This is a genomic window from Clostridium sp. AM46-21, assembly GCF_003480025.1.
Taxonomy (GTDB): Bacteria; Bacillota; Clostridia; order Lachnospirales; family Lachnospiraceae; genus Coprococcus; species Coprococcus ammoniilyticus.
In genome coordinates this window covers 143,218-165,549 of the sequence record NZ_QUIB01000006.1, presented here as the reverse complement: position 1 = coordinate 165,549, position 22,332 = coordinate 143,218, and the positions used below count along the sequence as shown (strand labels likewise).

The 22,332-nt window shown below is 39.0% G+C and carries 22 protein-coding genes, 1 tRNA gene and 1 pseudogene; 18 read left to right on the top strand and 6 right to left on the bottom strand.

Annotated features, from left to right (window positions below; genetic code table 11):
* Positions 1-62: 62 nt before the first annotated feature.
* The gene (locus DW959_RS06080) at positions 63-1,127 is read right to left on the bottom strand and encodes a ribonuclease H-like domain-containing protein (RefSeq protein WP_117807594.1); all 1,065 of its coding nucleotides are present in this window, start codon (positions 1,125-1,127) and stop codon (positions 63-65) included.
* A gap of 133 nt (positions 1,128-1,260) precedes the next feature.
* Here DW959_RS06080 and ruvA point away from each other — a divergent pair, with 133 nt between their 5' ends.
* From ruvA to DW959_RS06040, 8 genes are all read left to right on the top strand, one after another.
* Complete coding sequence (gene ruvA, locus DW959_RS06075; RefSeq protein ID WP_117807593.1) at positions 1,261-1,863, top strand: Holliday junction branch migration protein RuvA; 603 nt, start codon at positions 1,261-1,263, stop codon at positions 1,861-1,863.
* A gap of 12 nt (positions 1,864-1,875) precedes the next feature.
* A complete protein-coding gene (gene ruvB / locus DW959_RS06070) occupies positions 1,876-2,883 on the top strand; it encodes a Holliday junction branch migration DNA helicase RuvB (RefSeq protein WP_347465363.1) in 1,008 nt (335 codons plus the stop codon).
* A 107-nt stretch (positions 2,884-2,990) separates the two neighbouring features.
* Positions 2,991-3,392, top strand: a complete 402-nt coding sequence (locus DW959_RS06065; RefSeq protein ID WP_008400777.1) for a cell division protein ZapA — start codon at positions 2,991-2,993, stop codon at positions 3,390-3,392.
* Positions 3,382-5,757: a U32 family peptidase gene (locus DW959_RS06060; RefSeq protein ID WP_118615662.1), complete on the top strand. Its 2,376-nt coding sequence runs from the start codon at positions 3,382-3,384 to the stop codon at positions 5,755-5,757. The genes DW959_RS06065 and DW959_RS06060 overlap by 11 nt, the downstream gene beginning before the upstream one ends.
* Positions 5,757-7,142, top strand: a complete 1,386-nt coding sequence (locus tag DW959_RS06055) for an FtsW/RodA/SpoVE family cell cycle protein (protein WP_117807591.1) — start codon at positions 5,757-5,759, stop codon at positions 7,140-7,142. Before DW959_RS06060 ends, DW959_RS06055 begins: the two co-directional genes overlap by 1 nt.
* A complete protein-coding gene (locus tag DW959_RS06050) occupies positions 7,084-8,565 on the top strand; it encodes a penicillin-binding transpeptidase domain-containing protein (protein WP_243023352.1) in 1,482 nt (493 codons plus the stop codon). The genes DW959_RS06055 and DW959_RS06050 overlap by 59 nt, the downstream gene beginning before the upstream one ends.
* A gap of 143 nt (positions 8,566-8,708) precedes the next feature.
* Positions 8,709-9,161 (top strand): NUDIX domain-containing protein, encoded by a 453-nt coding sequence (locus DW959_RS06045; protein ID WP_008400781.1) that lies wholly within the window; start codon positions 8,709-8,711, stop codon positions 9,159-9,161.
* A 120-nt stretch (positions 9,162-9,281) separates the two neighbouring features.
* Positions 9,282-10,175: a class B sortase gene (locus DW959_RS06040; protein ID WP_173783606.1), complete on the top strand. Its 894-nt coding sequence runs from the start codon at positions 9,282-9,284 to the stop codon at positions 10,173-10,175.
* A gap of 134 nt (positions 10,176-10,309) precedes the next feature.
* Here DW959_RS06040 and DW959_RS06035 read toward each other — a convergent pair.
* Positions 10,310-10,393: transfer RNA gene (locus DW959_RS06035), tRNA-Leu, on the bottom strand.
* Positions 10,394-10,469: 76 nt separating this feature from the next.
* Between DW959_RS06035 and DW959_RS06030 the strand changes: the two genes are divergently transcribed.
* A complete protein-coding gene (locus DW959_RS06030) occupies positions 10,470-10,691 on the top strand; it encodes a hypothetical protein (RefSeq protein WP_021943823.1) in 222 nt (73 codons plus the stop codon).
* Positions 10,692-10,698: 7 nt separating this feature from the next.
* On the opposite strand, the gene sigE is transcribed toward DW959_RS06030, so the two are convergent.
* Complete coding sequence (gene sigE, locus DW959_RS06025) at positions 10,699-11,397, bottom strand: RNA polymerase sporulation sigma factor SigE (protein WP_243023357.1); 699 nt, start codon at positions 11,395-11,397, stop codon at positions 10,699-10,701.
* 7 nt (positions 11,398-11,404) lie between these two features.
* The gene (locus DW959_RS06020) at positions 11,405-11,881 is read right to left on the bottom strand and encodes a sigma-E processing peptidase SpoIIGA (RefSeq protein ID WP_279220986.1); all 477 of its coding nucleotides are present in this window, start codon (positions 11,879-11,881) and stop codon (positions 11,405-11,407) included.
* A gap of 319 nt (positions 11,882-12,200) precedes the next feature.
* On the opposite strand from DW959_RS06020, the gene DW959_RS06015 reads away from it, so the two are divergent.
* Positions 12,201-13,898 (top strand): S8 family peptidase, encoded by a 1,698-nt coding sequence (locus DW959_RS06015; protein ID WP_118615656.1) that lies wholly within the window; start codon positions 12,201-12,203, stop codon positions 13,896-13,898.
* Positions 13,899-13,923: 25 nt separating this feature from the next.
* Here DW959_RS06015 and DW959_RS06010 read toward each other — a convergent pair whose 3' ends face one another.
* Entirely contained in the window at positions 13,924-14,301 is a 378-nt protein-coding gene (locus DW959_RS06010; protein ID WP_021943827.1) for a metal-dependent transcriptional regulator, read from the bottom strand.
* Positions 14,302-14,380: 79 nt separating this feature from the next.
* Positions 14,381-14,527: a FeoB-associated Cys-rich membrane protein gene (locus DW959_RS06005; protein ID WP_117807587.1), complete on the bottom strand. Its 147-nt coding sequence runs from the start codon at positions 14,525-14,527 to the stop codon at positions 14,381-14,383.
* Between the two features lie 261 nt (positions 14,528-14,788).
* Between DW959_RS06005 and DW959_RS06000 the strand changes: the two genes are divergently transcribed.
* The 8 genes and pseudogenes from DW959_RS06000 (at position 14,789) to DW959_RS05965 (ending at position 22,330) form a co-directional block, all read left to right on the top strand.
* Positions 14,789-15,001 carry a FeoA family protein gene (locus DW959_RS06000; protein WP_117807586.1) on the top strand — a complete coding sequence of 71 codons (213 nt, stop codon included), beginning with the start codon at positions 14,789-14,791 and terminating at the stop codon, positions 14,999-15,001.
* A gap of 162 nt (positions 15,002-15,163) precedes the next feature.
* The gene (locus tag DW959_RS05995) at positions 15,164-15,385 is read left to right on the top strand and encodes a ferrous iron transport protein A (RefSeq protein ID WP_008400791.1); all 222 of its coding nucleotides are present in this window, start codon (positions 15,164-15,166) and stop codon (positions 15,383-15,385) included.
* 97 nt (positions 15,386-15,482) lie between these two features.
* Positions 15,483-17,970: pseudogene (locus DW959_RS05990) on the top strand (ferrous iron transporter B).
* 333 nt (positions 17,971-18,303) lie between these two features.
* On the top strand, positions 18,304-18,621 hold the full coding sequence (gene trxA / locus DW959_RS05985; RefSeq protein ID WP_117822644.1) for a thioredoxin: 318 nt from the start codon (positions 18,304-18,306) through the stop codon (positions 18,619-18,621).
* Between the two features lie 114 nt (positions 18,622-18,735).
* The gene (locus DW959_RS05980) at positions 18,736-19,449 is read left to right on the top strand and encodes an IMP cyclohydrolase (protein WP_117822642.1); all 714 of its coding nucleotides are present in this window, start codon (positions 18,736-18,738) and stop codon (positions 19,447-19,449) included.
* A 27-nt stretch (positions 19,450-19,476) separates the two neighbouring features.
* Positions 19,477-20,655, top strand: a complete 1,179-nt coding sequence (locus tag DW959_RS05975) for a phosphoribosylaminoimidazolecarboxamide formyltransferase (protein WP_117822641.1) — start codon at positions 19,477-19,479, stop codon at positions 20,653-20,655.
* A gap of 16 nt (positions 20,656-20,671) precedes the next feature.
* Entirely contained in the window at positions 20,672-21,502 is an 831-nt protein-coding gene (locus tag DW959_RS05970; RefSeq protein ID WP_118615654.1) for a tetratricopeptide repeat protein, read from the top strand.
* Positions 21,503-21,529: 27 nt separating this feature from the next.
* Positions 21,530-22,330 carry a GTP pyrophosphokinase family protein gene (locus DW959_RS05965; protein ID WP_117784869.1) on the top strand — a complete coding sequence of 267 codons (801 nt, stop codon included), beginning with the start codon at positions 21,530-21,532 and terminating at the stop codon, positions 22,328-22,330.
* Positions 22,331-22,332 lie beyond the last annotated feature (2 nt).

The window sequence follows — 22,332 nt, the reverse complement described above, 5'->3', positions numbered from 1 at the left end:
GTGGGTATTTATTGTTTTATGTATGTTCCAGAACTATTTATTGTTTTATGTATGTTCCAGAACTATTTGATCTGCTTTAAGATATTGAGAAGATATTCTTTTAACTGTATCCTGTCATTGATGAAAGTATCGTTCAGTTCAATATATCCATCTTTGTCAGTATGTTCATATTTGAATATGTGTGACTGCTTGAACTTGTTCTGGCGGATAAACGAACTTGTTTTTGTAGTGTATGCCGTTTCCGGGCGGGCTTTTTCTTTATAAGCACTTTCGACATAACAGGCAACATCCTTGTGGATAGCAGTCTGTTCTAGTGGCAGATAGAAATAATTTTTATAGTCCTTATAAAAATATTTCAGTGTATCATGGATAACTGGAATATCGATCGTCACGACTTCATCTATGCCTGATATATGTATATCATTACAGTTGGTATCAAATGGAATCGCAAGCCTTCCTGTCTGTATACAGATCGTAAACTGTGTATCGGTACAGGTAGTTTTCGATATAGCAAAATTGCCTTCAAAGAAGGAAGTAAGTGTAAGGGAACCGGATACATAGAAAAGTCCATAGATGTCATCCTTATTATGAGATAAAAGCATATCCTGTAATTGTGTATCTTTTGTACCTAAATAGTCCTGGTAGGTATCGATCAGAAGACCGCCGGAGTGAAATTCATCCCGTTCCATTCCCATAACAGATTCCAGAGCGGACTGTTTCATTGAATCCATCTGAAGCAGCTTTTTATATTTTCTTATTTTCCGATAGACATCGATACTGGTAATTGAATCGAAGGATATCTCCTGACGGAACTGTCGGTATTTTTCCTTTATATATGGCAGATCGAAGGTGTCGCCATTGTATGTAACGAGATATTTGTAATCAGCCAATATATCCTTAAATGCAGCGAGCATCTTTGGCTCGGAACAACCGTCATCATTGAATAATAAGGTAATACGAAACTGTTCGTCGTTTAGAATCGTTCCATATCCGATCAGATAAAGATCTGACCGGGCAGCGCTTAATCCGGTTGTTTCAATATCAAAGAAGAGATATTGATCCGGCGTTTCTTTCATCCAGTTCAGATTAACTGAAGAAAGTGGCATCGTATAGTCGTATTGAATCATAGTATGTAACCTCAAATGTAAAAAAATCGAATAATCTCATGATATGCCCCTGTGATCAAAAAATCAATCAGATATTTCCATAATGAGAAAACTGTGTTATACTTGGCATAGTAAAATTTGGAGACATATTATTATGATAGCATACATTTCAGGAGCACTTGTCAGTGCAGGAGAGAATTATATAGTGATCGATAACCACGGTATGGGATATCGGATCTTCGTATCTGGTAAGTTTCTTGAGCATATTCCAGCATATGGAACGCAGATCAAAATATACACACACATGTATATAAGAGAAGATGAATTGACATTGTATGGGTTTCATTCAGAAGAGGAATTATCTGTATTTCGTATCTTGATCGGAATCAGCGGGGTAGGTCCGAAAGTCGCTATGGCAATCCTTACAGCTCTTACGATCCAGGAGCTTCAGCTCGCGGTGATCTCAGAGGATGCGAAGACGATATCAAAAGCAAATGGTGTCGGCGCCAAGGGTGCATCAAGGATCATATTGGAATTAAAAGATAAGTTAAAGATGGAAGATATGATGGATGCAGCCTATGAGCAGTCGATCGTACAGGATACACAAGATTTAAATGCAGCAAGAGATGCGATTCTTGCACTTGTAAATCTGGGCTATTCGAATTCCGAAGCAGCACTTGCCGTAAAAAAGATTGGGGATACCAGTCAGATGGATATAGAATCGATATTAAAGGCAGCATTGAAGAAATTAATATAAAAACAGATACAGGTGGACACAGTGGGTAGAATTATTTCAACAGAAGCAGATATAGAAGAATTAAATAGTGAATATAGTTTGAGACCAAAGTATCTGGATGAATATATTGGACAGAATAAAGTAAAAGAGAATCTGAAGATTTTTATTGAGGCGGCAAAGAGGAGAAATGAACCGTTAGATCATTTACTCTTATATGGTCCGCCGGGCCTTGGTAAAACGACATTAGCATCCATAGTTGCAAATGAGATGGGTGTTAATATCAAGATCACATCAGGACCGGCAATCGAGAAGCCGGGCGAACTGGCAGCTATTTTAAATAATCTGTCAGAGAATGATATATTATTTATTGATGAGATTCACAGATTAAACAGTCAGGTAGAGGAAGTCTTATATCCTGCAATGGAAGATTTTGCGATTGATGTCGTGATCGGAAAAGGAGCAGGAGCAAGGTCAATCCGTCTGGATCTTCCGAAATTCACATTGATCGGAGCAACGACAAGAGCCGGTATGCTGACAGCACCGCTTCGTGACCGATTTGGCATGGTTGATCGGCTGGAATTCTATTCACCGGAGGAATTGAAGCAGATCGTAATACGGTCCGGGGATGTACTGGGTGTAGAGACCGATGATGCGGGCGCACTTGAAATTGCAAAACGATCCAGAGGAACACCAAGACTTGCCAATCGTCTGTTAAAGAGATGCCGGGATTTTGCACAGGTATGCCACAATGGCTGTATCGATTATGAGGTTGCAAAGACAGCACTGGATAAGCTTGAGGTTGACTCCATGGGACTTGATAATACAGACCGGAACATATTAATGACAATGATAGAGAAGTTTGGTGGAGGTCCGGTGGGACTGGATACTCTGGCTGCTGCCATTGGGGAAGATTCCGGCACGATTGAAGATGTATATGAGCCATATCTGATCAAAAATGGTTTTATCAACCGGACACCGAGAGGACGGGTTGTAACAGAACGGTGTTATAAGCATTTCGGACTGGATGCATTTATCGAATAGGTTATTTTAGTCCATACAATAAATGAATTACGGGAAAATAATACCTGTATGGTACAGGTAAAAAATATATATGAAAGAAATAAAATGAAATATAAAGGAGGAGAGTCATGTCACAAAAAAATGATATCCCGGTGGTTATTAACAATAAAGTGTATACATTGAGCGGATTTGAAAGTGAAGAATATCTCCAGAATGTAGCTTCTTATATCAATGGTAAGATCCAGGAATGTCAGTCTTCCGAAAGTTACCGCCGTTTTAATGCAGAATATCAGAGTGTATTACTTGCACTTAATATCGCAGATGATTATTTCAAAGCGAAGCTTCAGGTAAATCAGATGCTGACGGAGGATGACGATAAGGACAAACAGATTTATGACCTCAGACATGAAGTGATCGAGACACAGATCAAATATGAATCTGCACAGAAAATGATTGATGAATATAAAGAAAAAGTCAATGCTCTGCAGAGAGAAATAATAAAGTTGGAAGCAGAAAATAATGTTAAATAGACCTGAGATTTTAGCTCCGGCAGGCTCTATGGATGCGCTGAAAGCTGCGGTAAGTGCAGGCGCTGATGCATGCTATGCCGGAGGCGATATGTTCAGCGCCCGTGCATTTGCCGGAAACTTTGATACAACAGAATTACTGGAAGCAATTGATTACTGCCATATTCATAATGTGAAGTTATATATGGCAGTTAATACTTTGCTCAAAAATAGTGAAATGAAGAAACTTATTCCTTACCTTGAGCCTTTTTACAAGGAAGGTGTAGATGGGATTATTGTACAGGATGTCGGTGTTATAAGAAGTCTTTCACAGGCATATCCGGATCTGCCATTACATGGAAGTACACAGATGAGTGTATGCAGTACCTATGGGGCAGAATTTCTTAAAAATCTTGGACTGACAAGATTTGTTCCTGCCAGGGAATTATCCTTAAAAGAAATAAAATCAATTAAAGAAGCAGTTGATATTGAGATTGAAACATTTGTGCATGGTGCGATGTGCTTCTGCTATTCAGGAAAATGTCTGATGAGCAGTTTTGCAGGCGGAAGAAGCGGCAATCGTGGACGCTGTGCGCAACCATGCAGAAAGGCATATAACAGCAGAAAGTTTAATCATGAATATGCCCTCAGCATGAAGGATATGTGTACACTTGCGGATTTACCACAGTTAATCGAGGCTGGAATTGATTCCTTTAAGATCGAAGGAAGAATGAAGAAGCCGGAGTATGTAGCTGCGGCAGTTCATGCATATTCTGAGATCACAGATGAATACATAAATGGTCATGTGAATGAGAAACGGATCAAATATCATACAGACCGGCTGATGGATATCTATAACCGCGGTGGTTTTTCTTCCGGCTATTATTATATGAAGAACGGTAAGGAAATGCTTGCAAACAAGCGTCCGAATCATACCGGTACATTGATTGGTAAAGTGGAAGCTGTGGAAGCACCCCATGTATACATCCGTCTGGAACGTGGAATTCAGGCAAAGGATGTTCTGGAGATCCGTACCGGAACAGAACAGAATATTGAACTGACTTCGAATATAACCGCACAGGCCGGACAGAAGATCCGACTGAATGCGAATAATCTTCGGCAGATCCGAAAAGATATGCAGGTCTATCGGACAAGAAATAATGCGCTTATTGATGATATTAATGTAAGGTTTATACAGAAGGAAAAACAGACGGATATCTATGGAAAGGTGACTGCAAAGATTGGAAAGCCGATCATGTTGGAGTTGTTTTCAGATGTGGATGATATCTCGGTAAAGGTAAGCGGAGAATGCGTGTCACAGGCTGCAAAACGTCCGGTTGAGGTGACGCAGATCGTAGATAAGCTGTCAAAGACCGGTGGAACAGGATTTAACTTCTATCTGGAAGCGGAGTGCGATGAGAATATATTTATTTCTCTTGGAAGTCTGAATGTATTAAGACGGGAAGCCGTCCGCCAGTTGGAGCAGGCATTGATCGGACGATATAAACGGACGATACCGGATGATAAGAAGTTGCTGGCGGAGAAAACTGTTTATGATCAGAAACAGACAGATACCAGAGATGCTATGGTAAGCGGTTGTTATGTATCTGTAAAAACAATAGAACAATTTCGAATTGTTAATAATTATAAATTGGTACAGCATGTTATAATTGATCATAATATCGTGCATGAAGCAGAAATCGGAAAAATGAGAGGAGATAAAAAGATCTATGTATCCTTTCCGGATATCCTGCGTGAGAATAAGAAACAAGGAATGAAAGATCTGTATTTTCTGTCTGGAATGTTTGAGGGTATCTATATTAAGAATATAGATGAGCTTGGTTTTCTGAAGAAACAGGGATATAAGGGAATGGTATTGCTTGATCCATTCTTATATGCATATAATGATGAAGCTGTTTTATTCTATAAGGAGCTGTTTCCACAGGCGATGCTGATCAGTTCTGTGGAACTGACACATCAGGAATGGAGCGGTCTCTGTGAAACAGATATTGAAAGATTATATGGATATCAGCCGGTTATGATCACAGCCCAGTGCTTTGTTAATAACTATCTGGACGGATGTGGTTATAATAAACGGGAACGTTTCTCGTTCCGGGATGAAAAGGGCAATCGCTTTTATAATGTGAATAACTGCAGGGATTGTTATTCTGTTATATATAATGGGGTTCCGACAAACAATATCAAACAGTTGACAAATAACAGAAATACTGATATAACCAATGAATATTTGATTGATTTTACCATCGAAAACGAAGATCAGACGAAGAATGTGATGGAGCTTCTCATGAAGTTCCATGCCGGAGATATGGATGAAGAATTCGATGAGATGGATTATACAAGAGGACATTATATAAAGGGTATTGAATAATGGCAACTATTATTACAGAGATATCAAAATACTTGATCATATTTTTTATGGTTCTGTATACAATTAAATGTTTTACGGTGCTGAAACCGGTGCGGGAAGATAAAAAGAATCATGCATTAAATGTGCAGATCGTCTATGTGTTTATTATACATTTTTTATGTTATCTGACACTGTTTTTAAAATATAAAACGATCAGTATCGTGATCTTTTATCTGTTGCAGATGATCGTTTCTATTGTATATATGGTATCGTATCATGGAATATACAAGAAATCTTCCAGACTGATCACAAATAATATGTCATTTTTGCTGTTGATCGGATATGTCATGTTAACCAGACTGGATTTTGATTTGGCAAAAAAACAGTTTGCATTTGCAACGATCACACTGGTGATCACGGCATTTATTCCGCTTGTGATCATGAAATGCAAAAATCTGAAAAACTGGGATATTTTCTATGCAATCCTTGGAATCGGTTTTCTAAGTACAGTCTTTGTTCCATTTCTTGGAGTATCCAAATACGGCTCTACAAACTGGATCCAGATTGGATCGATTTCCTTGCAGCCGATGGAGTTTGTAAAGATTATATTTGTATTCTTTCTGGCAAGCGCTTTAAACAAAGCAAAGGGATTTAAAGATTACATTAAAGTAACACTTGTTTCCGGTATCTTTATGCTGATTCTGGTAGCGGAAAAGGATCTGGGTGGTGCAACAATCTTTATGATGATCTTTATTATGATGATCTATCTGGCAACACAGAAGACAATGATCCTGATTGGTGGTCTGGGTGGTGCAGCAGTCATTGCAACGGTTGGATATTCGCTTTTAAAAGACAAATTCAGTCATGTAACAACCCGAATCAACGCGTGGTTAGATCCATTTTCCTATATTAATGACGCCGGATATCAGATCTGCCAGTCACTATTTGCGATCGGATCGGGCGGGATGGAAGGAAGAGGTCTGGGTAAAGGGCTTCCAACAGCAGTTCCGGTAGCGTCCAGTGATTTTATCTTTTCTGCGATCTGTGAGGAACTGGGTGTTGTGTTTGCACTGTGTCTGATCCTGATGTATATCAGTTGTTTTATATATTTTATAAATATATCCATGAAGATCCGTAACTCATTTTATAAGAATGTTGCATTTGGATTCACGATCTGTTTTATATTCCAGACATTTTTGAATATTGGCGGTGTAACAAAGTTTATTCCGTCTACCGGTGTGACACTTCCGCTTGTCAGTTATGGTGTAAGTTCAGTTGTGAGCACATTATTCCTGTTTGGAATCATTCAGGGAATCTGTGTACTTGAAAATAATGGAGTTGGTGGTAATGAAGAGCAAACGGTCTACAAACAAAGCAATCATGAAGAAGTATTCTCAGGGGAGTAGAGAAGCACAGGAAAAACAGAAAAATGACAAAAAGAATGTTCCTGTTCTTGTGATCACATATTTTGTTATATTTATTTTTATCGGCATGATGGTGCATCTTGTTAAATATGTTGTCATCGATGCAGATTCAGATATTGCAAATTCATACAACAAAAGACAGAATCTGTATGCAGAAACAGTAATAAAAGGTCAGATCATTTCAGATGACGGAGTTGTTCTGGCGGAGACAAAAACGGATGATGATGGAAACGAAACCAGAGTTTACCCATACAGCAATATGTTTGCACATGCAGTTGGTTATGATAGCAATGGACAGGCAGGTCTGGAAATGGTTTCCAATTATTTTCTGCTGACATCTAACCAGAATATTTTATATCGTATTTATCATGCATTATCTGATAAGAAGGATATGGGAAATAATGTTATAACAACACTGGATTATGATCTGCAGAGTACAGCATATAATGCACTTGGTGATAATGATGGTGCGGTCGTAGCGATCGAGCCATCAACTGGAAAAATCAAAGCAATGGTTTCAAAGCCGGATTTTGATCCGAACCAGATCTCCTCTGTTATAGAAGAAACAGCAAATTCGGACAGCTCCTGCCTGCTAAACCGTGCAACCCAGGGAATGTATCCGCCGGGATCGACATTTAAGATCCTTACAACACTGGAATATATAAGAGAAAATCCCAACTATAAGTCATATTCCTATGAATGTGAGGGAGATGGCATATTTAACAGTGTATCCATTCACTGCTATAATCATAAGGTGCACGGAACCGTTAGCCTGGAGGATTCTCTGGCATATTCCTGTAATACATCCTTTTCCAATATCGGAACGAAACTTGATATGGATGCATTAAATAAATTGTGCGGAGACTTTCTGTATAATAAAGAATTGCCGTATGATGGCTATTATAAGAAGTCCAGTTATACCATGACATCAAAAACAGACAAATCCCTGATTCCACAGACAGTAATCGGACAGGGAGAAACACTGATCACGCCGCTTCATAATGCGATAATCATGTGTGCAATCGCAAATGGTGGGGTTCTTATGAAGCCATATATGATGGATCGTATTGAGAACTGTGACGGAAGCGTTGTAAAAAAATTCTCCAAGGATTCTTATGGCAGGATCATATCCTCAGCAGAAGCACAGACATTGACAGAGCTTATGATGTCGGTAACGGAATATGGTACAGCGTCCGATTATTTTTCAGGAGCTGAGTATACAGTAGCAGGTAAGACGGGAACTGCAGAGTTTAATGAGAACAAGGATTCCCACTCCTGGTTTATAGGTTTCTCCAATGTCAATAATCCGGATCTGGTGGTCTGCGTTCTGATAGAAAATGCAAGTAATACCGGAGCATCTGCAACATCAATCGCCAGAAAGATATTTGATGCATATTATAATTAATCAGCTTGAAATAATGCAGTAATACTGATATACTTATAATCAATTAAGGACTGGCAGGGTAAGCCGGTTCAGAGTTTTATTCGTAGTCGAATGTGAGTAGAACTTGAAGCATTTACAACACCGAAAAGACAGGAGGAACTGCTGTGATCGAAGCAACAAGCTGTGGAGGTGTGGTAATCTTCAGAGGAAAAGTATTATTACTGTACAAAAACTACAAAAACAAATATGAAGGATGGGTTCTCCCGAAGGGTACAGTTGAGAAAGGTGAAGAGCATAATCAGACTGCACTTAGAGAAGTAAAAGAGGAGACAGGTGTTAGCGCATCTATTATTAAGTATGTAGGAAAAAGCAATTATACATTTAATACTGCTTTTGATGTGGTAAACAAGGATGTACACTGGTATTTGATGATGGCGGACAGCTATTACAGTAAACCGCAGCGTGAAGAATATTTTGTGGATTCCGGTTACTACAAGTATCATGAAGCCTACCACCTTCTGAAGTTTCCGAACGAAAAGGATATTCTGGAACAGGCATATGCAGAGTATGTAGAACTGAAACGGAATAATCTTTGGGGAAGCAGAAAGTATTTTTAAGGTTCAAAATCTGACTGTTTATTATTAATGGTCAGATTTTTTACTTTCAGGATAATGAATGGCAGGCGTACAGAAATAACACAAAAATGAAAAAGTGATCAAGGAAGGATGTTGGTTCGGATGAACGGATTAACAGACAGGAAAGAAACAGATAACAGAGAAATGGCAACGCAAAACAATGACCATGAGAATTCATCACAGAGTGGAAGAAAAAAGAATGGAATATTGTTAAATCTTATACTTGCAGTATGTGTACTTGTTTTCCTTGGCTGTGGCTGCTATCTGGGTGTTTATTTTTTTACCAGCAGACAGGCAGAGTCAGCATTTACAGAGATCAAACTGGAAGTGGAGCAGGACAATTGTACGGAAGAAACCGGAAAACCGGTTTATACAACAGTACAGGAAAGAAAGGTTTATAAAAAGTACGCTTCTGTATATGAGGAGAATACAGACTTTGTTGGATGGCTGTATATATATGGAACAAGAATCGATTATCCGGTCATGTATACGCCAGAGAATGAAGAATATTATATCCATCGGAATTTTCAGGGGGATTACAGTGCTGCAGGTACGTTATTTGCAGCAGCAAACTGTTCTCCGACAGGGAAGGTATCTGACAATGTCATTATATACGGACATAATATGAAAGCAGGGACGATGTTTCATGATCTGTTAAAATATGAAGATGAAGATTTCTATAAAGAACATCAGACGATCATATTTGATACCTTAGATGGACCGGGTACATATACAGTGATCGCAGCCTTTTATACAAAAGCCTATCCGGAAGGGGATACAGAGCATTATAATATATATGACTTTGCAGATGCGGGATCAAAAGAGAAATTTGATGATTATGTCAGCCGGGTAAAAGCAAATACACCATATACGATCGAAGAAACGGCATCCTATGGGGACAAGCTGCTGACCTTATCCACCTGTGCGTATCATACAGAAGATGGACGGTTTGTTGTGGTTGCAAAGAAGATCGGCAACAACAGCCGGCTGCAGTAAAAGAGTCTGTATTTGGGTGTGCATCTAGCGGGCAAATATTGGGCAAAATAGTTGAAATGCCTGCATTTTGAGTAATAAAAAAAGCCACAAAATGGCTTAAAACTTAGATTTTTTATTATGTAAAATACAAAGAGTGCCGGCAGCGGGACTTGAACCCGCACGATGTTGCCACCAACAGATTTTGAGTCTGCCTCGTCTGCCAATTCCGACATGCCGGCATCTGTGAACCTTTGTAATAGTAACACATGGCTACAACAGTGTCAATGATTATTTCCTGAAATGAGGTGCGAAACAATGATGAAACGTAGTGTAAAACAACAACTGAATGCAAAGCTGAATGAGATGAATATGAATCTTGCAAACAATTATAAGGATCTGGCACATGATGCCTTAAAGGAGCTGGATCAGATGGTGGAAGATCTGAAACAATCCGGAGATCTAAAGGAAAAGGATTACCAGAAAATGCGCCAGATGGTTGACGGATATAAGGTAAAGCTTTCCGATTATCATCATTAAAGGCTGATCAGCTCATTTTAATTATTTCTTTTTTTAGTTTCTTTATGATCTTTTTTTCAAGACGGGAGATATAAGATTGGCTGATTCCTAACAGGTCAGCCACTTCTTTCTGGGTGCGTTCTACACCGTTAATCGTGTTGATCCCGTACCGCAATTCAATAATGGTACGTTCCCGTTCTGTCAGGCGAGAGACTGCTGCCGTTAACAGGGAATGATCCATTTCTGTTTCCATATTCTTGTAAACCGTATCTTCCTCGGTTCCAAGAATGTCAGATAATAATAATTCATTTCCATCCCAGTCAACATTCAATGGTTCATCAATCGAAATCTCCATGCGGAGTTTGCTGTTCCTGCGGAGATACATAAGGATTTCATTTTCGATGCATCTGGATGCATAGGTTGCCAGCTTGATGTTTTTGTCGCATTTAAAGGTATTGATTGCTTTGATCAGTCCAATCGTACCGATTGAGATCAAATCTTCTACGCCAATTCCGGTGTTGTCAAATTTCTTTGCAATATAAACAACCAGACGAAGATTCCGTTCAATCAGTATTTTTTTAATCTCCTGATCGTCGCCGTTCCCAAGTCCGGCTACCATGGCACTTTCTTCATATGGTTCTAATGGGGCAGGAAGGATATCACACCCGCCTATGTAATGGACATCTCTGGAGGATGAAGGAAATAAGGTCATAATATTGGATACCATTGAAAATTTAAAATCTCGATTTGCGAATGTGTTTATCATAGTTTCTTACCTTTCTCATATATACTGAATTTAATAAAATACATTTCTTCATATGACTGATCTGTAACGTATGTCTGCTGATCCCGATCAGTGGCCGGTTGCAGATTATATGATTATTAATAAAGAAAAAGTCACAGTCAAATGCCAGCATCAGATCCGATTCCGAATTGATCGTTCGGTAGGGGATCAGGTGGATGCCCTCCGGCATATAGATGGAGGACTTTCGATCAAATGGCTGGATTCCATTTGTATAATCGTATACAAGCGCATGAAGCTGCAGGGGCAACAGGTCATACATGATTTCCGGTGAGGCGATGACCACATGTTTGCCGGTTGAAATATCTTTCAGCGTATTGCCGGTATCCAGATAGCCGGTTGCCTGTACAACATTCTGTTTTCTGCCAATAAACAAATTGGAAAAATAATTCATATGTTTTTCTTTCAATTGATTTGCAAATGCAATTATATATAGATGCGGTGAAATAATACGTCGGATTAAGGAATTTGAAACCAAGGAATACCGACGTAATATGACAAATGTGGATAAACAGGGGATAAAATCCCTGTTTTTTAGACTGAAAATCCTATTTTTGTGTATAAATCTGTTGATAATGTGGAAAAGTTCCAACTTTACTTACATTTTTCGATATTTTCAAACAATTAACAACATTTGATGAAATCATAAGAATATTCTAAATATCAATAAAAAATCATATGATTAAGAGATAAAAATAATAACATAAAAAGCGGGATAGTAAGGGAAAATGGAAAATAATATTGATACACAATTGGAACTTGCACTGGAGACCATGCAGTCATATGAGGACAGCGAATCGGAGCTGTATGTTGGATACAATGCAAAAGATCGGAGCTGGCAGCTTCTGATCCGTTATAATGATGATATTACAGATTTGGTGGATCGATATCTGACACGGATCTATTATCTGCTGGCTGGATATGCAATTATAGAAATAAAGGAAGTGTATATCAATGCATTTGCAGCAGATTCCAGAATCCTGTATGTGGATAAACCAAAGAGTGTAGATCAGCAGGTATCCTATGCGCAGTATGCCTCCTGCCTGTCCGGAACCTTCATTAATAACTACGGACTGGATGGAAACGGAACCCTTCTTGCAGTTATAGATTCTGGTATTGATTATCGGCATAATGAATTTATACGTGACGGAAAAAGCAGGATTCTGGAATTATGGGATCAGCAGGCAGAATATCAGAAGGAATATGTGAATCCATACGAACTTGGACGCATTTATACAAATGAAGAACTGAATACAATACTAGATGGAAACTACACAGGAAGTCTTCCGTCAGAGGATCGCTCTGGTCATGGTACGCAGGTGACTGCCATAGCAGCAGGAACCAATATCGGTGTAGCTCCACAGACGGAGCTTCTGATCATTAAAGTAGGAAGTGATACGGCATCCAGACTTCCGACTACACTGGGAATGATCCTTGGAATTGATTATGCACTGCGAAAGGGAATAGAACGTAATCAACCGATATCTGTAAATCTTAGTTATGGTAATAATTATGGTTCTCATAAGGGTGATTCGTTGATGGAAAATTATATCAATGACGTTTCAAGGCTTGCGGTGTGTTCCATATCTACCGGAACCGGAAATGATGCGATTAACCGGAGACATCAGCGGGTAATCCTTGGAAATACTTCCTACCGTATGATTGATCTGCTGGTCAGTGATTATGTGACATCCTTTAATCTGCAATTATGGAAAAATTATAACGACCGGTTTGATGTTATGATCATTACACCAAATGGTGATATCGTTCTGACTTTGAGTGAATCGCAGAATATTGGAACCGGAACTTATCGGAATACATTTGTCAAAGGAATCTATGGAACGCCGAATCCATATAACCGGAATCAGGAGATATTTGTCTCATTTCAGGGGAGGGATAATTATATTGATAAAGGACAATGGAAGGTTTTGATCCATCCGAAGCAGATCGTCAGTGGGGTAGTGGATGCTTATCTGCCAATCCGTGCAAGTTTGACCGGAAATGTTGAGTTCTTAAATCCAACAGAATTTGGGACATTAACGATTCCTTCTACGGCGGAAGGACTGATCACAGTAGCGGCCTATGATCAGAATGTCGATGATTTTGCATATTTTTCCGGACGGGGTTATACAGCAAATGATCAGATTAAACCGGATCTTGCTGCACCCGGTGTGGATATTTATACTGCATATCCGGGAAATGATTATTCCTTTGCGTCGGGAACATCTATGGCGGTACCATTTGTATCCGGTTCTGCATGTCTGCTGATGCAGTGGGGAATTGTGAATGAAAATGACCCATTTCTGTATGGAGAAAAACTGAAAGCTTCGTTGATCCGGGGAGCGAAAAGGATAAAATCAGCGAGAACGTATCCAAATATCTATGTCGGTTGGGGAACTTTATGTGTAGAAAATTCTATCCGATAGAAAAAAGAGCCAGTCACTAGAAGATCTAGTGATTGGCTCCACTTAATACATGATCTTTAATTGCTTTAAAACTTTCTTTACTGATTACATGCTCAATCTTGCAGGCATCGGCAGATGCGATATCGGGATCAACACCAAGCTGTATAAGCCAGGCGGAGAGAAACTCATGTCGTTCATATATCATCTCAGCAATTTCTTTTCCTGAATCGGTGAGTGAAATAAACCCTGCATCACTCATTGTTATGTAGTTATTCTCACGAAGATTCTTCATAGCAACACTGATGCTTGATTTCTTATAACCAAGTTCGTTTGAGATATCAACCGAACGGACAACAGGAAGCTTCTTGCTTAATACCAATATCGTTTCCAGATAGTTTTCGACTGATTCATTCGTTGTTAACATAGCTTTACCCCATTAAAAATTTATTTACAGAAAATTATATCACAAACCGGAATAAGGTTCAAATGAAAGAAGGATAAAACTAATGACATCCGTGACAATTGTTACAGTTTCCTCCGCACTGAACAGATTTTCCGGACTTTTTATCTTTTATCATTGAACGGACCGCAAGTACGCACACAATTATAATAATGGCAGCAACAATAATAGTTCCTATATATTTCTCCATAATAATCCAACCTTTCAATTTTATAATTGTAATTAGTTTAAACTAACCATTTGAAAATGTCAAGTATAATAAATAAATTTGCATTTTAAGAATATAGCTATGTTATATACGACTAAGATGCGTTAACTGCTTCTAAATGATGTTATAATTTTCTAAAAAATGTTATTGACTTCTAATGTAGGTTAGTATATACTAACGATGAAATTTGAAACAGCATATTGCTTAATGATAAATTTATACGATTATGAAAGAAGATGGAATATGATGCCTTTAACTTTTATGAATATTGGAGAAACAAAGACCATTACCAAAGTTGGTGGAAAAAATGAAACAAGACAGTTTCTTGAGAAGCTTGGTTTTGTCGTAGGTGGAGAAGTAACAGTTGTTTCAGAGATAAACGGTAACATGATCGTAAATGTAAAAGATTCCAGAGTTGCCATCGGAAAAGATATGGCAGCCAAAATTATGGTATAAGGATACCGAAAAAAACTGAAATTTAAGTATTTGCACATTGGCATCTGCCGGTGCAATTGTTTATATACAAAAATGTATAAGAAGAAAAGCCATCACAGAATCCGGTCTGAATATGTGGAGACTTTCTTATATGTATAAAGAAAAAAGAAGGAGCGAAATGGTATGAAGACATTAAGAGAGGTTGCCGTCGGTCAGACAGTTAAGGTAACAAAACTTGTTGGCGAAGGACCTGTAAAAAGACGTATCATGGATATGGGAATCACAAAAGGTGTAGAAATCTATGTCAGAAAAGTTGCACCGCTTGGTGATCCGGTTGAAGTAACAGTACGCGGTTATGAGCTTTCTTTAAGAAAAGCAGATGCCGAAATGATCGTTGTTGAATAAATGTGTGGATCGCACCGATCCAACATACAACGAAGCAGATGATTTACTTATTTGATGAATCATAGAAAATGACAGACAAAAAGGAAGGAGCATAAAAATGTCAGTTAAAATAGCGTTGGCAGGTAATCCAAACAGTGGAAAGACAACATTATTTAACGCACTTACAGGTTCAAACCAGTATGTAGGTAACTGGCCTGGTGTAACAGTAGAGAAAAAAGAAGGAAAATTAAAGGGTCACAAAGATATTATCATCACTGACCTTCCCGGTATTTATTCACTTTCTCCATATACATTAGAGGAAGTTGTTGCCAGAAACTATCTGATCAAGGAATATCCGGATGCGATCATCAATATTATTGATGGTACGAACATCGAAAGAAATCTGTACTTATCAACACAGTTGATCGAGTTGGGGATCCCGGTTATTATGGCAGTTAACATGATGGATCTTGTAAAGAAGAATGGTGACAAGATCGATATCAAGAACCTGAGCAATGCACTTGGGTGCGAGGTTGTAGAGATCTCGGCATTAAAGGGTACTGGAATTGATGAAGTAAAAGAAAAAGCAGTCGCAGCAGCACAGAAGAAAGTACAGAATAAGCGTGTACATAGCTCGATCAGGCTGTTGAAGATGCAATTGACAGCGTAAGTGCAAAGCTACAGTTGAAGAAAGAAAAAAGAGATTCTTTGCGATCAAGCTTCTTGAAAAAGATACAAAGATTGCAGAACAGATGGACAGTGTTCCGGATTGTAAAGACGAGATTAAAGCATTGGAAGACAAATTTGATGATGATACAGAGAGTATTATCACCAGTGAGAGATATGCATATATCTCATCTATCATTGGAAAGTGTGTAAAGAAGAATGCAAAGGGCGAAAAGCTTACAACTTCAGATAAGATCGATAAGATCGTTACAAACCGTATCCTTGCACTTCCGATCTTTATCGTTGTAATGTGGCTGGTTTATTATATCGCAATGTCAACCGTCGGTGCATGGTGCACAGACTGGACAAATGATAATCTGTTTGGTGACGGTTTCCATTTATTCGGTATCGGAAGCAAAGATTATAAAGAAGCATCCGGTGATTATGATGCAGCATCAAATGCACTTGATGCATATGGCGTACTTGTAACAGATGATGAAGATGCTGTAGATGTTGATGCAACAAAGGCAGCGATCGAAGCAAATACAAATACAGAAGCAAGTGTGAAGTATCAGATGGAAGATGAAGAAACTCTTGATACTTACGATATCGATGTATATTATTCAGAAGTACCTGCCGGTGCAAAAAAAGATAAGACAAATGCTATGTCTTATTTAGATGCAGTAGAATACTTCAACAAGACAGAAATGGCAGAGATCGATCCTGCTGATTATGGTGTGTTTGTTCCGTCCATTCCTGATCTTGCGGAAAGAGGTCTTGATAAGATCGGATGTGCAGACTGGTTAAAGGGACTGATCCTTGACGGTATAATCGCCGGTGTTGGTGCTGTACTTGGATTTGTACCTCAGATGCTTGTATTGTTCATCTTACTTGCAATCCTTGAGTACTGTGGCTACATGGCACGTATCGCATTCATCATGGACCGTATCTTCAGAAAATTCGGCCTTTCGGGAAAGTCCTTCATTCCTATTCTTGTAGGTGTAGGTTGTGGTGTTCCTGGTATAATGGCATCTCGTACAATTGAAAATGAAAAAGATCGTCGTATGACAGTTATGACAACAACATTTATTCCTTGTGGTGCTAAGGTTCCGTTTATCGCTATGATCGCAGGTGCGATTTTCGGTGGATCTTCACTGGTTGCTACAAGTGCTTACTTTATCGGTATTGCAGCAATTATCTGCTCCGGTATTATCTTAAAGAAGACAAAGATGTTCGCAGGAGATCCTGCTCCATTCGTTATGGAGTTACCTCCTTACCATATCCCGACAATCGGTTCTGTATTAAGAAGTATGTGGGAGCGTGGCTGGTCATTCATTAAGAAGGCCGGTACCATCATCCTCCTCTCAACAATCCTTGTATGGTTCACAACATACTTCGGTATTCTGGATGGTAAATTCCAGATGCTTTCAGAAGATCAGATCGACCACAGTATCTTAGCTAAGATCGGTGGAGCAATCTGCTGGATCTTCAAGCCACAGGGATGGGGCGACTGGCAGGCAACTGTTGCATCTATTACGGGCCTTGTTGCTAAGGAAAACATCGTTGGTACTATGGGTATCCTTTATGGTGGTGGGGAAGGCACTGTATACAGCGAGCTTGCAAAAGCATTCACAACAGCAAGTGGTTTCTCATTCCTCGTATTCAACTTACTCTGTGCTCCATGTTTCGCAGCAATGGGTGCTATTAAGAGAGAGATGAACAGTGCAAAATGGTTCTGGTTTGCAATCGGATATCAGTGTGGTTTTGCATACCTTGTATCCCTTGTTGTTTACAGAATTGCAGGACTCTTCACAGGTGCATGTTCATTCGGTATCGGCACTGTTGTTGCAATCCTGATCATCGTTGCTTTCTTCTTCCTGTTATTCCGTCCGGATCCAAACAAGAAGGTCAAGACAAGCAAAGAATTCTTAAATGCATAATTATAAAGGCTAACATATAATACACATACAATACGATGCGCGCTTCCCTTTGTGGCAGCGCGCATTTTGTGTATCGGTTATTATACAGAAATCAGATTTATATAAATTCCTGTCTGCCGGCTGGCGTTCATAGAATTGACAGACAAGATGACAAATGTAGATATTTATTAAAACTCCGTGAAATGAGTTGACAAATAAATGTATGATAGAGGAAAATGAATGTATACTATAATACAAGAGCACTTACTTGTCAGAAATGTTTTTTGAAAGTACAGATGTAAGATGATTGAGATGTCTGTATAATTAACGAATGACGAATTGGAGGTTTTTACTATGGCAGTTACACATTTAAATGAAAAAGAATATGAAGATCAGGTTTTAAAGGCAAAGGGACTTACGCTGGTTGATTTCTGGGCCACCTGGTGCGGACCATGCAGAATGGTTGCACCGATCGTTGAAGAATTGGCTGACGAATTTCCAGAGGTAAAGGTATGCAAGGTAGATGTAGATGAGAATCAGGAACTTGCACTTGCAAACAAGGTTGTATCAATTCCGACATTTTTATTATATAAAGATGGAGAAGTTATAAAGAAAATCGTGGGAGCAGTTCCAAAATCCGAGCTGATCCAGGCAATCCGCCAGTTTCAGTAGATAAGAATGCAGTCCAAAACGCTTGCAAAAGAAAGCATATTATTATAAGATGAAAGACAGCGACCAGATAAATGGGTACATGAATTGACTAATTTACTAAACGGAGGTTTACAAATGAAAATGTTATCATTATCAGAGGAACTTAAGGGTAATTCTTATCCCGGCAGAGGAATCGTGATCGGACGTTCGGAAGACGGAACAAAGGCAGTTACTGCATACTTTATCATGGGTAGAAGTGTGAATTCCAGAAATCGTGTATTTGTTACAGAGGGCGAAGGAATCCGTACAGAAGCATTTGATCCATCCAAGCTTGAGGATCCGAGTCTTATCATTTACGCACCGGTTCGGGTTCTTGGCAACCGGACGATTGTAACAAATGGTGATCAGACCGATACGATCTTTGATGGAATGGATAAAGAGCTTACATTTGAACAGTCACTGAGATGCCGCGAGTTTGAACCGGACGGTCCAAACTATACACCGAGAATTTCCGGAGTTATGCATATCGAAGGCGGACAGTATGACTATGCAATGTCTATCTTAAAGAGCAATAACGGAAATCCATCGGCATGCAACCGATATACATTTTCATATGAGAATCCAGCAAACGGAGAAGGACATTTTATTCATACATATATGCATGATGACAATCCACTTCCAAGTTTTGAGGGAGAACCGAAGTTAGTTGGTATATCAGGTGATATCGATACATTTGCAAATATGGTATGGGAAAGCCTGAATGAAGATAATAAGGTATCTTTGTTTGTCAGATATATTGATATCGCAACAGGAAAGTATGAGACAAGAATCATCAACAAGAATAAATAATCATCATGAATCGGGAGGAAATACAGAATGAACGAAATTCAATTAAAATACGGATGCAATCCAAATCAGAAGCCATCAAGAATCTACATGGAAGATGGAAGTGATCTTCCGGTTACCGTATTAAATGGTAAGCCGGGCTACATAAATTTTCTGGATGCATTTAATGGCTGGCAGCTTGTTAAAGAATTAAAGGCAGCAACCGGACTTCCTGCAGCTACATCTTTTAAGCATGTATCACCGGCAGGTGCAGCGGTAGGACTTCCTCTTACAGATACACTTGCAAAGATCTACTGGGTAGATGATCTTGGTGAACTGTCACCGCTTGCATGTGCATATGCAAGAGCCAGAGGCGCAGACCGTATGTCATCCTTTGGTGATTTCATTGCATTGTCAGATGTCTGCGATGCAGATACAGCCCGTCTCATTAAGCGTGAAGTATCAGATGGTGTAATTGCTCCCGGGTATACAGACGAAGCTATGGAGCTTCTTCTGAAGAAGAAGAAAGGTAATTATAATATTATCCAGATCGATGAGAATTATGTTCCTGCTGAGATTGAACGCAAACAGGTATTTGGAATTACATTTGAGCAGGGAAGAAATGAACTGAATATCGATAAGGATCTTTTATCCAATATTGTAACAGAGAATAAAAATATACCGGAAGAAGCTCTTATCGATATGAAGATTGCACTGATCACATTAAAATACACACAGTCTAATTCTGTATGCTATGTAAAGGGCGGGCAGGCAATCGGTATCGGGGCCGGTCAGCAGTCCAGAATCCACTGTACAAGACTTGCCGGTCAGAAGGCAGATAACTGGTGGCTTCGTCAGTCTCCTCAGGTTATGGGGCTTCAGTTTGTTGATGGCCTTGGACGTGCAGACAGAGATAATGCGATCGATGTATATATGGGTGATGAATATGAGGATGTTCTCCGTGATGGCGAATGGCAGAAGCGTTTCAAGGTAAAGCCGGAAGTATTCACAGCAGAAGAAAAGAAAGCATGGCTTGCCGGAAATCAGAATGTTACACTTGGTTCTGATGCATTTTTCCCATTCTCAGATAACATTGAACGTGCTAAGAAGAGTGGTGTTGCATACATTGCTCAGCCGGGTGGATCTGTCAGAGATGATCTTGTAATCGAAGCATGTGATAAATATGGAATGGTAATGGTATTTACAGGAATCCGTTTATTCCATCACTAATCAGGAGTTTATTGCTATGGCAGGAAGAAATCGTAGAAGACACAGAAAAAGAAAATCCAATATAGATTTTGGCAAAGTGTTTTTCTTTTTAGTCACCTGTCTGGTCATTGTTTTTGCGGCTGTTGTAATATTATCAAAGATCATATCGCATAAGGACCGCTATTTTGATGAAGGACTGGCATTTTATCAGAATGCAGAATACGATAAGGCACTTGACCGGTTTGCCGATGCACTTTCTGAAAAACAGATCTTTTCTCAGAATAAAGACAAGAATACCAGACTGTATATGGCAGATATTTATATGAAGACCGCTGATTATGATAAAGCGGTAGAAGAATATGATACTATTTTACAACAGACATCTGCAGATAAAAAGAATGTCGGTAAAATGAAGGAGATCGCCCAGGCATTGGCTGACTTTTCGGACAGCAATTATGCCGGGGCACTCCCGGTTCTGGAGCAGTATGTAAAGGATTATCCGGAATTATATCTGTATATAGGAACCTGTTATGCATCTATGAATGATGCAGAGCATATGTTTGGGAATTATGAAAAATACATAGATAAATATGGATATAATTCATATCTGTATGCCCAGTATGCCGCTTATTATATCAGTATCGGTGAGATGGACAATGCATATGGGTATATTAATAATGGACTTGCAAGCGATAATACCTTCCAGAAAGAGTTGCGTTTGCAGGAGATCAGTTATTATGAAAAGATCCAGAACTATGATAAGGCTTATGAACTTGCGAAAGAATTATATGAGCTTTATCCGGAGTATCAGGATGGTGTAGATGAATATAATTTCCTTTATACCAGAGTATCCCATGATGATGAATAGTTAGAATTGGCAGGAGGCATTTTATTCGTGGAAATACAATTATGGAAAGAGATATTATCTCCGTATGAGCAGGCTGTAGATGAACTGCTCTTGAAATTTAAGCATATTATAAAAGATTATCGAAGTCAGGGACTGTATTCTCCAATTGAGAATGTAACCGGACGTGTAAAAAGAATTTCAAGTATTTTGGATAAGATGCAAAAGAAACATATTCCGATGGATCATATTGTGGAAGAGATGGATGATATCGCCGGAATCCGTATCATGTGCCAGTTCGAAGAAGATATTTACAAGGTTGTAGAGATCATAAGGAATCGCAGGGATATGTCAATCCGGGAAGAAAAAGACTATATCACGAATGCAAAAACAAGTGGGTACAGAAGTTTTCATATTATATTAAATTATGATGTATATACGATTAAAGGGCTTCAGACGATTCAGGCAGAGATTCAGATCCGTACAATGGCGATGGATTTCTGGGCAACGATAGAGCATTCCCTTCAGTATAAGTATCGTCATAATATGCCGGAACATATCCGGAAAAAACTGTTAAATGCAGCAAATGCAACTGTGGCGCTGGATCAGGAAATGTCATCTGTCCGGGGTGAGATTATGGATGCACAGAATTCGTTTAATTATAAGGCATCTATCGTTGCAGACATTTTAACAAATATTCAGAATTTGTATTATGTAGGCAACCAGCGTGAGGTTGTGAAGATACAGAATGAATTTTATGATATTTACCAGAAGGATGATCTGGAAAAGCTGGAGGATTTTTCCAAACAGCTTGATATTATCGCAGAAGGATACAAAGCACAGGGGTTATAGAT

Coding starts and splice junctions, on each gene's coding strand:
- DW959_RS06030 (WP_021943823.1), top strand. CDS start 10,470: ATGATGAAACGTAGTGTAAAACAACAACTGAATGCAAAGCTGAATGAG.
- sigE (WP_243023357.1), bottom strand. CDS start 11,397: ATGGTATCCAATATTATGACCTTATTTCCTTCATCCTCCAGAGATGTC.
- DW959_RS05980 (WP_117822642.1), top strand. CDS start 18,736: ATGAAAATGTTATCATTATCAGAGGAACTTAAGGGTAATTCTTATCCC.
- DW959_RS05970 (WP_118615654.1), top strand. CDS start 20,672: ATGGCAGGAAGAAATCGTAGAAGACACAGAAAAAGAAAATCCAATATA.
- ruvA (WP_117807593.1), top strand. CDS start 1,261: ATGATAGCATACATTTCAGGAGCACTTGTCAGTGCAGGAGAGAATTAT.
- DW959_RS06055 (WP_117807591.1), top strand. CDS start 5,757: ATGGCAACTATTATTACAGAGATATCAAAATACTTGATCATATTTTTT.
- DW959_RS06005 (WP_117807587.1), bottom strand. CDS start 14,527: ATGGAGAAATATATAGGAACTATTATTGTTGCTGCCATTATTATAATT.
- DW959_RS06040 (WP_173783606.1), top strand. CDS start 9,282: ATGAACGGATTAACAGACAGGAAAGAAACAGATAACAGAGAAATGGCA.
- DW959_RS06060 (WP_118615662.1), top strand. CDS start 3,382: ATGTTAAATAGACCTGAGATTTTAGCTCCGGCAGGCTCTATGGATGCG.
- DW959_RS05975 (WP_117822641.1), top strand. CDS start 19,477: ATGAACGAAATTCAATTAAAATACGGATGCAATCCAAATCAGAAGCCA.
- DW959_RS06015 (WP_118615656.1), top strand. CDS start 12,201: ATGGAAAATAATATTGATACACAATTGGAACTTGCACTGGAGACCATG.
- DW959_RS06065 (WP_008400777.1), top strand. CDS start 2,991: ATGTCACAAAAAAATGATATCCCGGTGGTTATTAACAATAAAGTGTAT.
- trxA (WP_117822644.1), top strand. CDS start 18,304: ATGGCAGTTACACATTTAAATGAAAAAGAATATGAAGATCAGGTTTTA.
- DW959_RS06000 (WP_117807586.1), top strand. CDS start 14,789: ATGATGCCTTTAACTTTTATGAATATTGGAGAAACAAAGACCATTACC.
- DW959_RS06050 (WP_243023352.1), top strand. CDS start 7,084: ATGAAGAGCAAACGGTCTACAAACAAAGCAATCATGAAGAAGTATTCT.
- DW959_RS06010 (WP_021943827.1), bottom strand. CDS start 14,301: ATGTTAACAACGAATGAATCAGTCGAAAACTATCTGGAAACGATATTG.
- DW959_RS05995 (WP_008400791.1), top strand. CDS start 15,164: ATGAAGACATTAAGAGAGGTTGCCGTCGGTCAGACAGTTAAGGTAACA.
- DW959_RS06080 (WP_117807594.1), bottom strand. CDS start 1,127: ATGATTCAATACGACTATACGATGCCACTTTCTTCAGTTAATCTGAAC.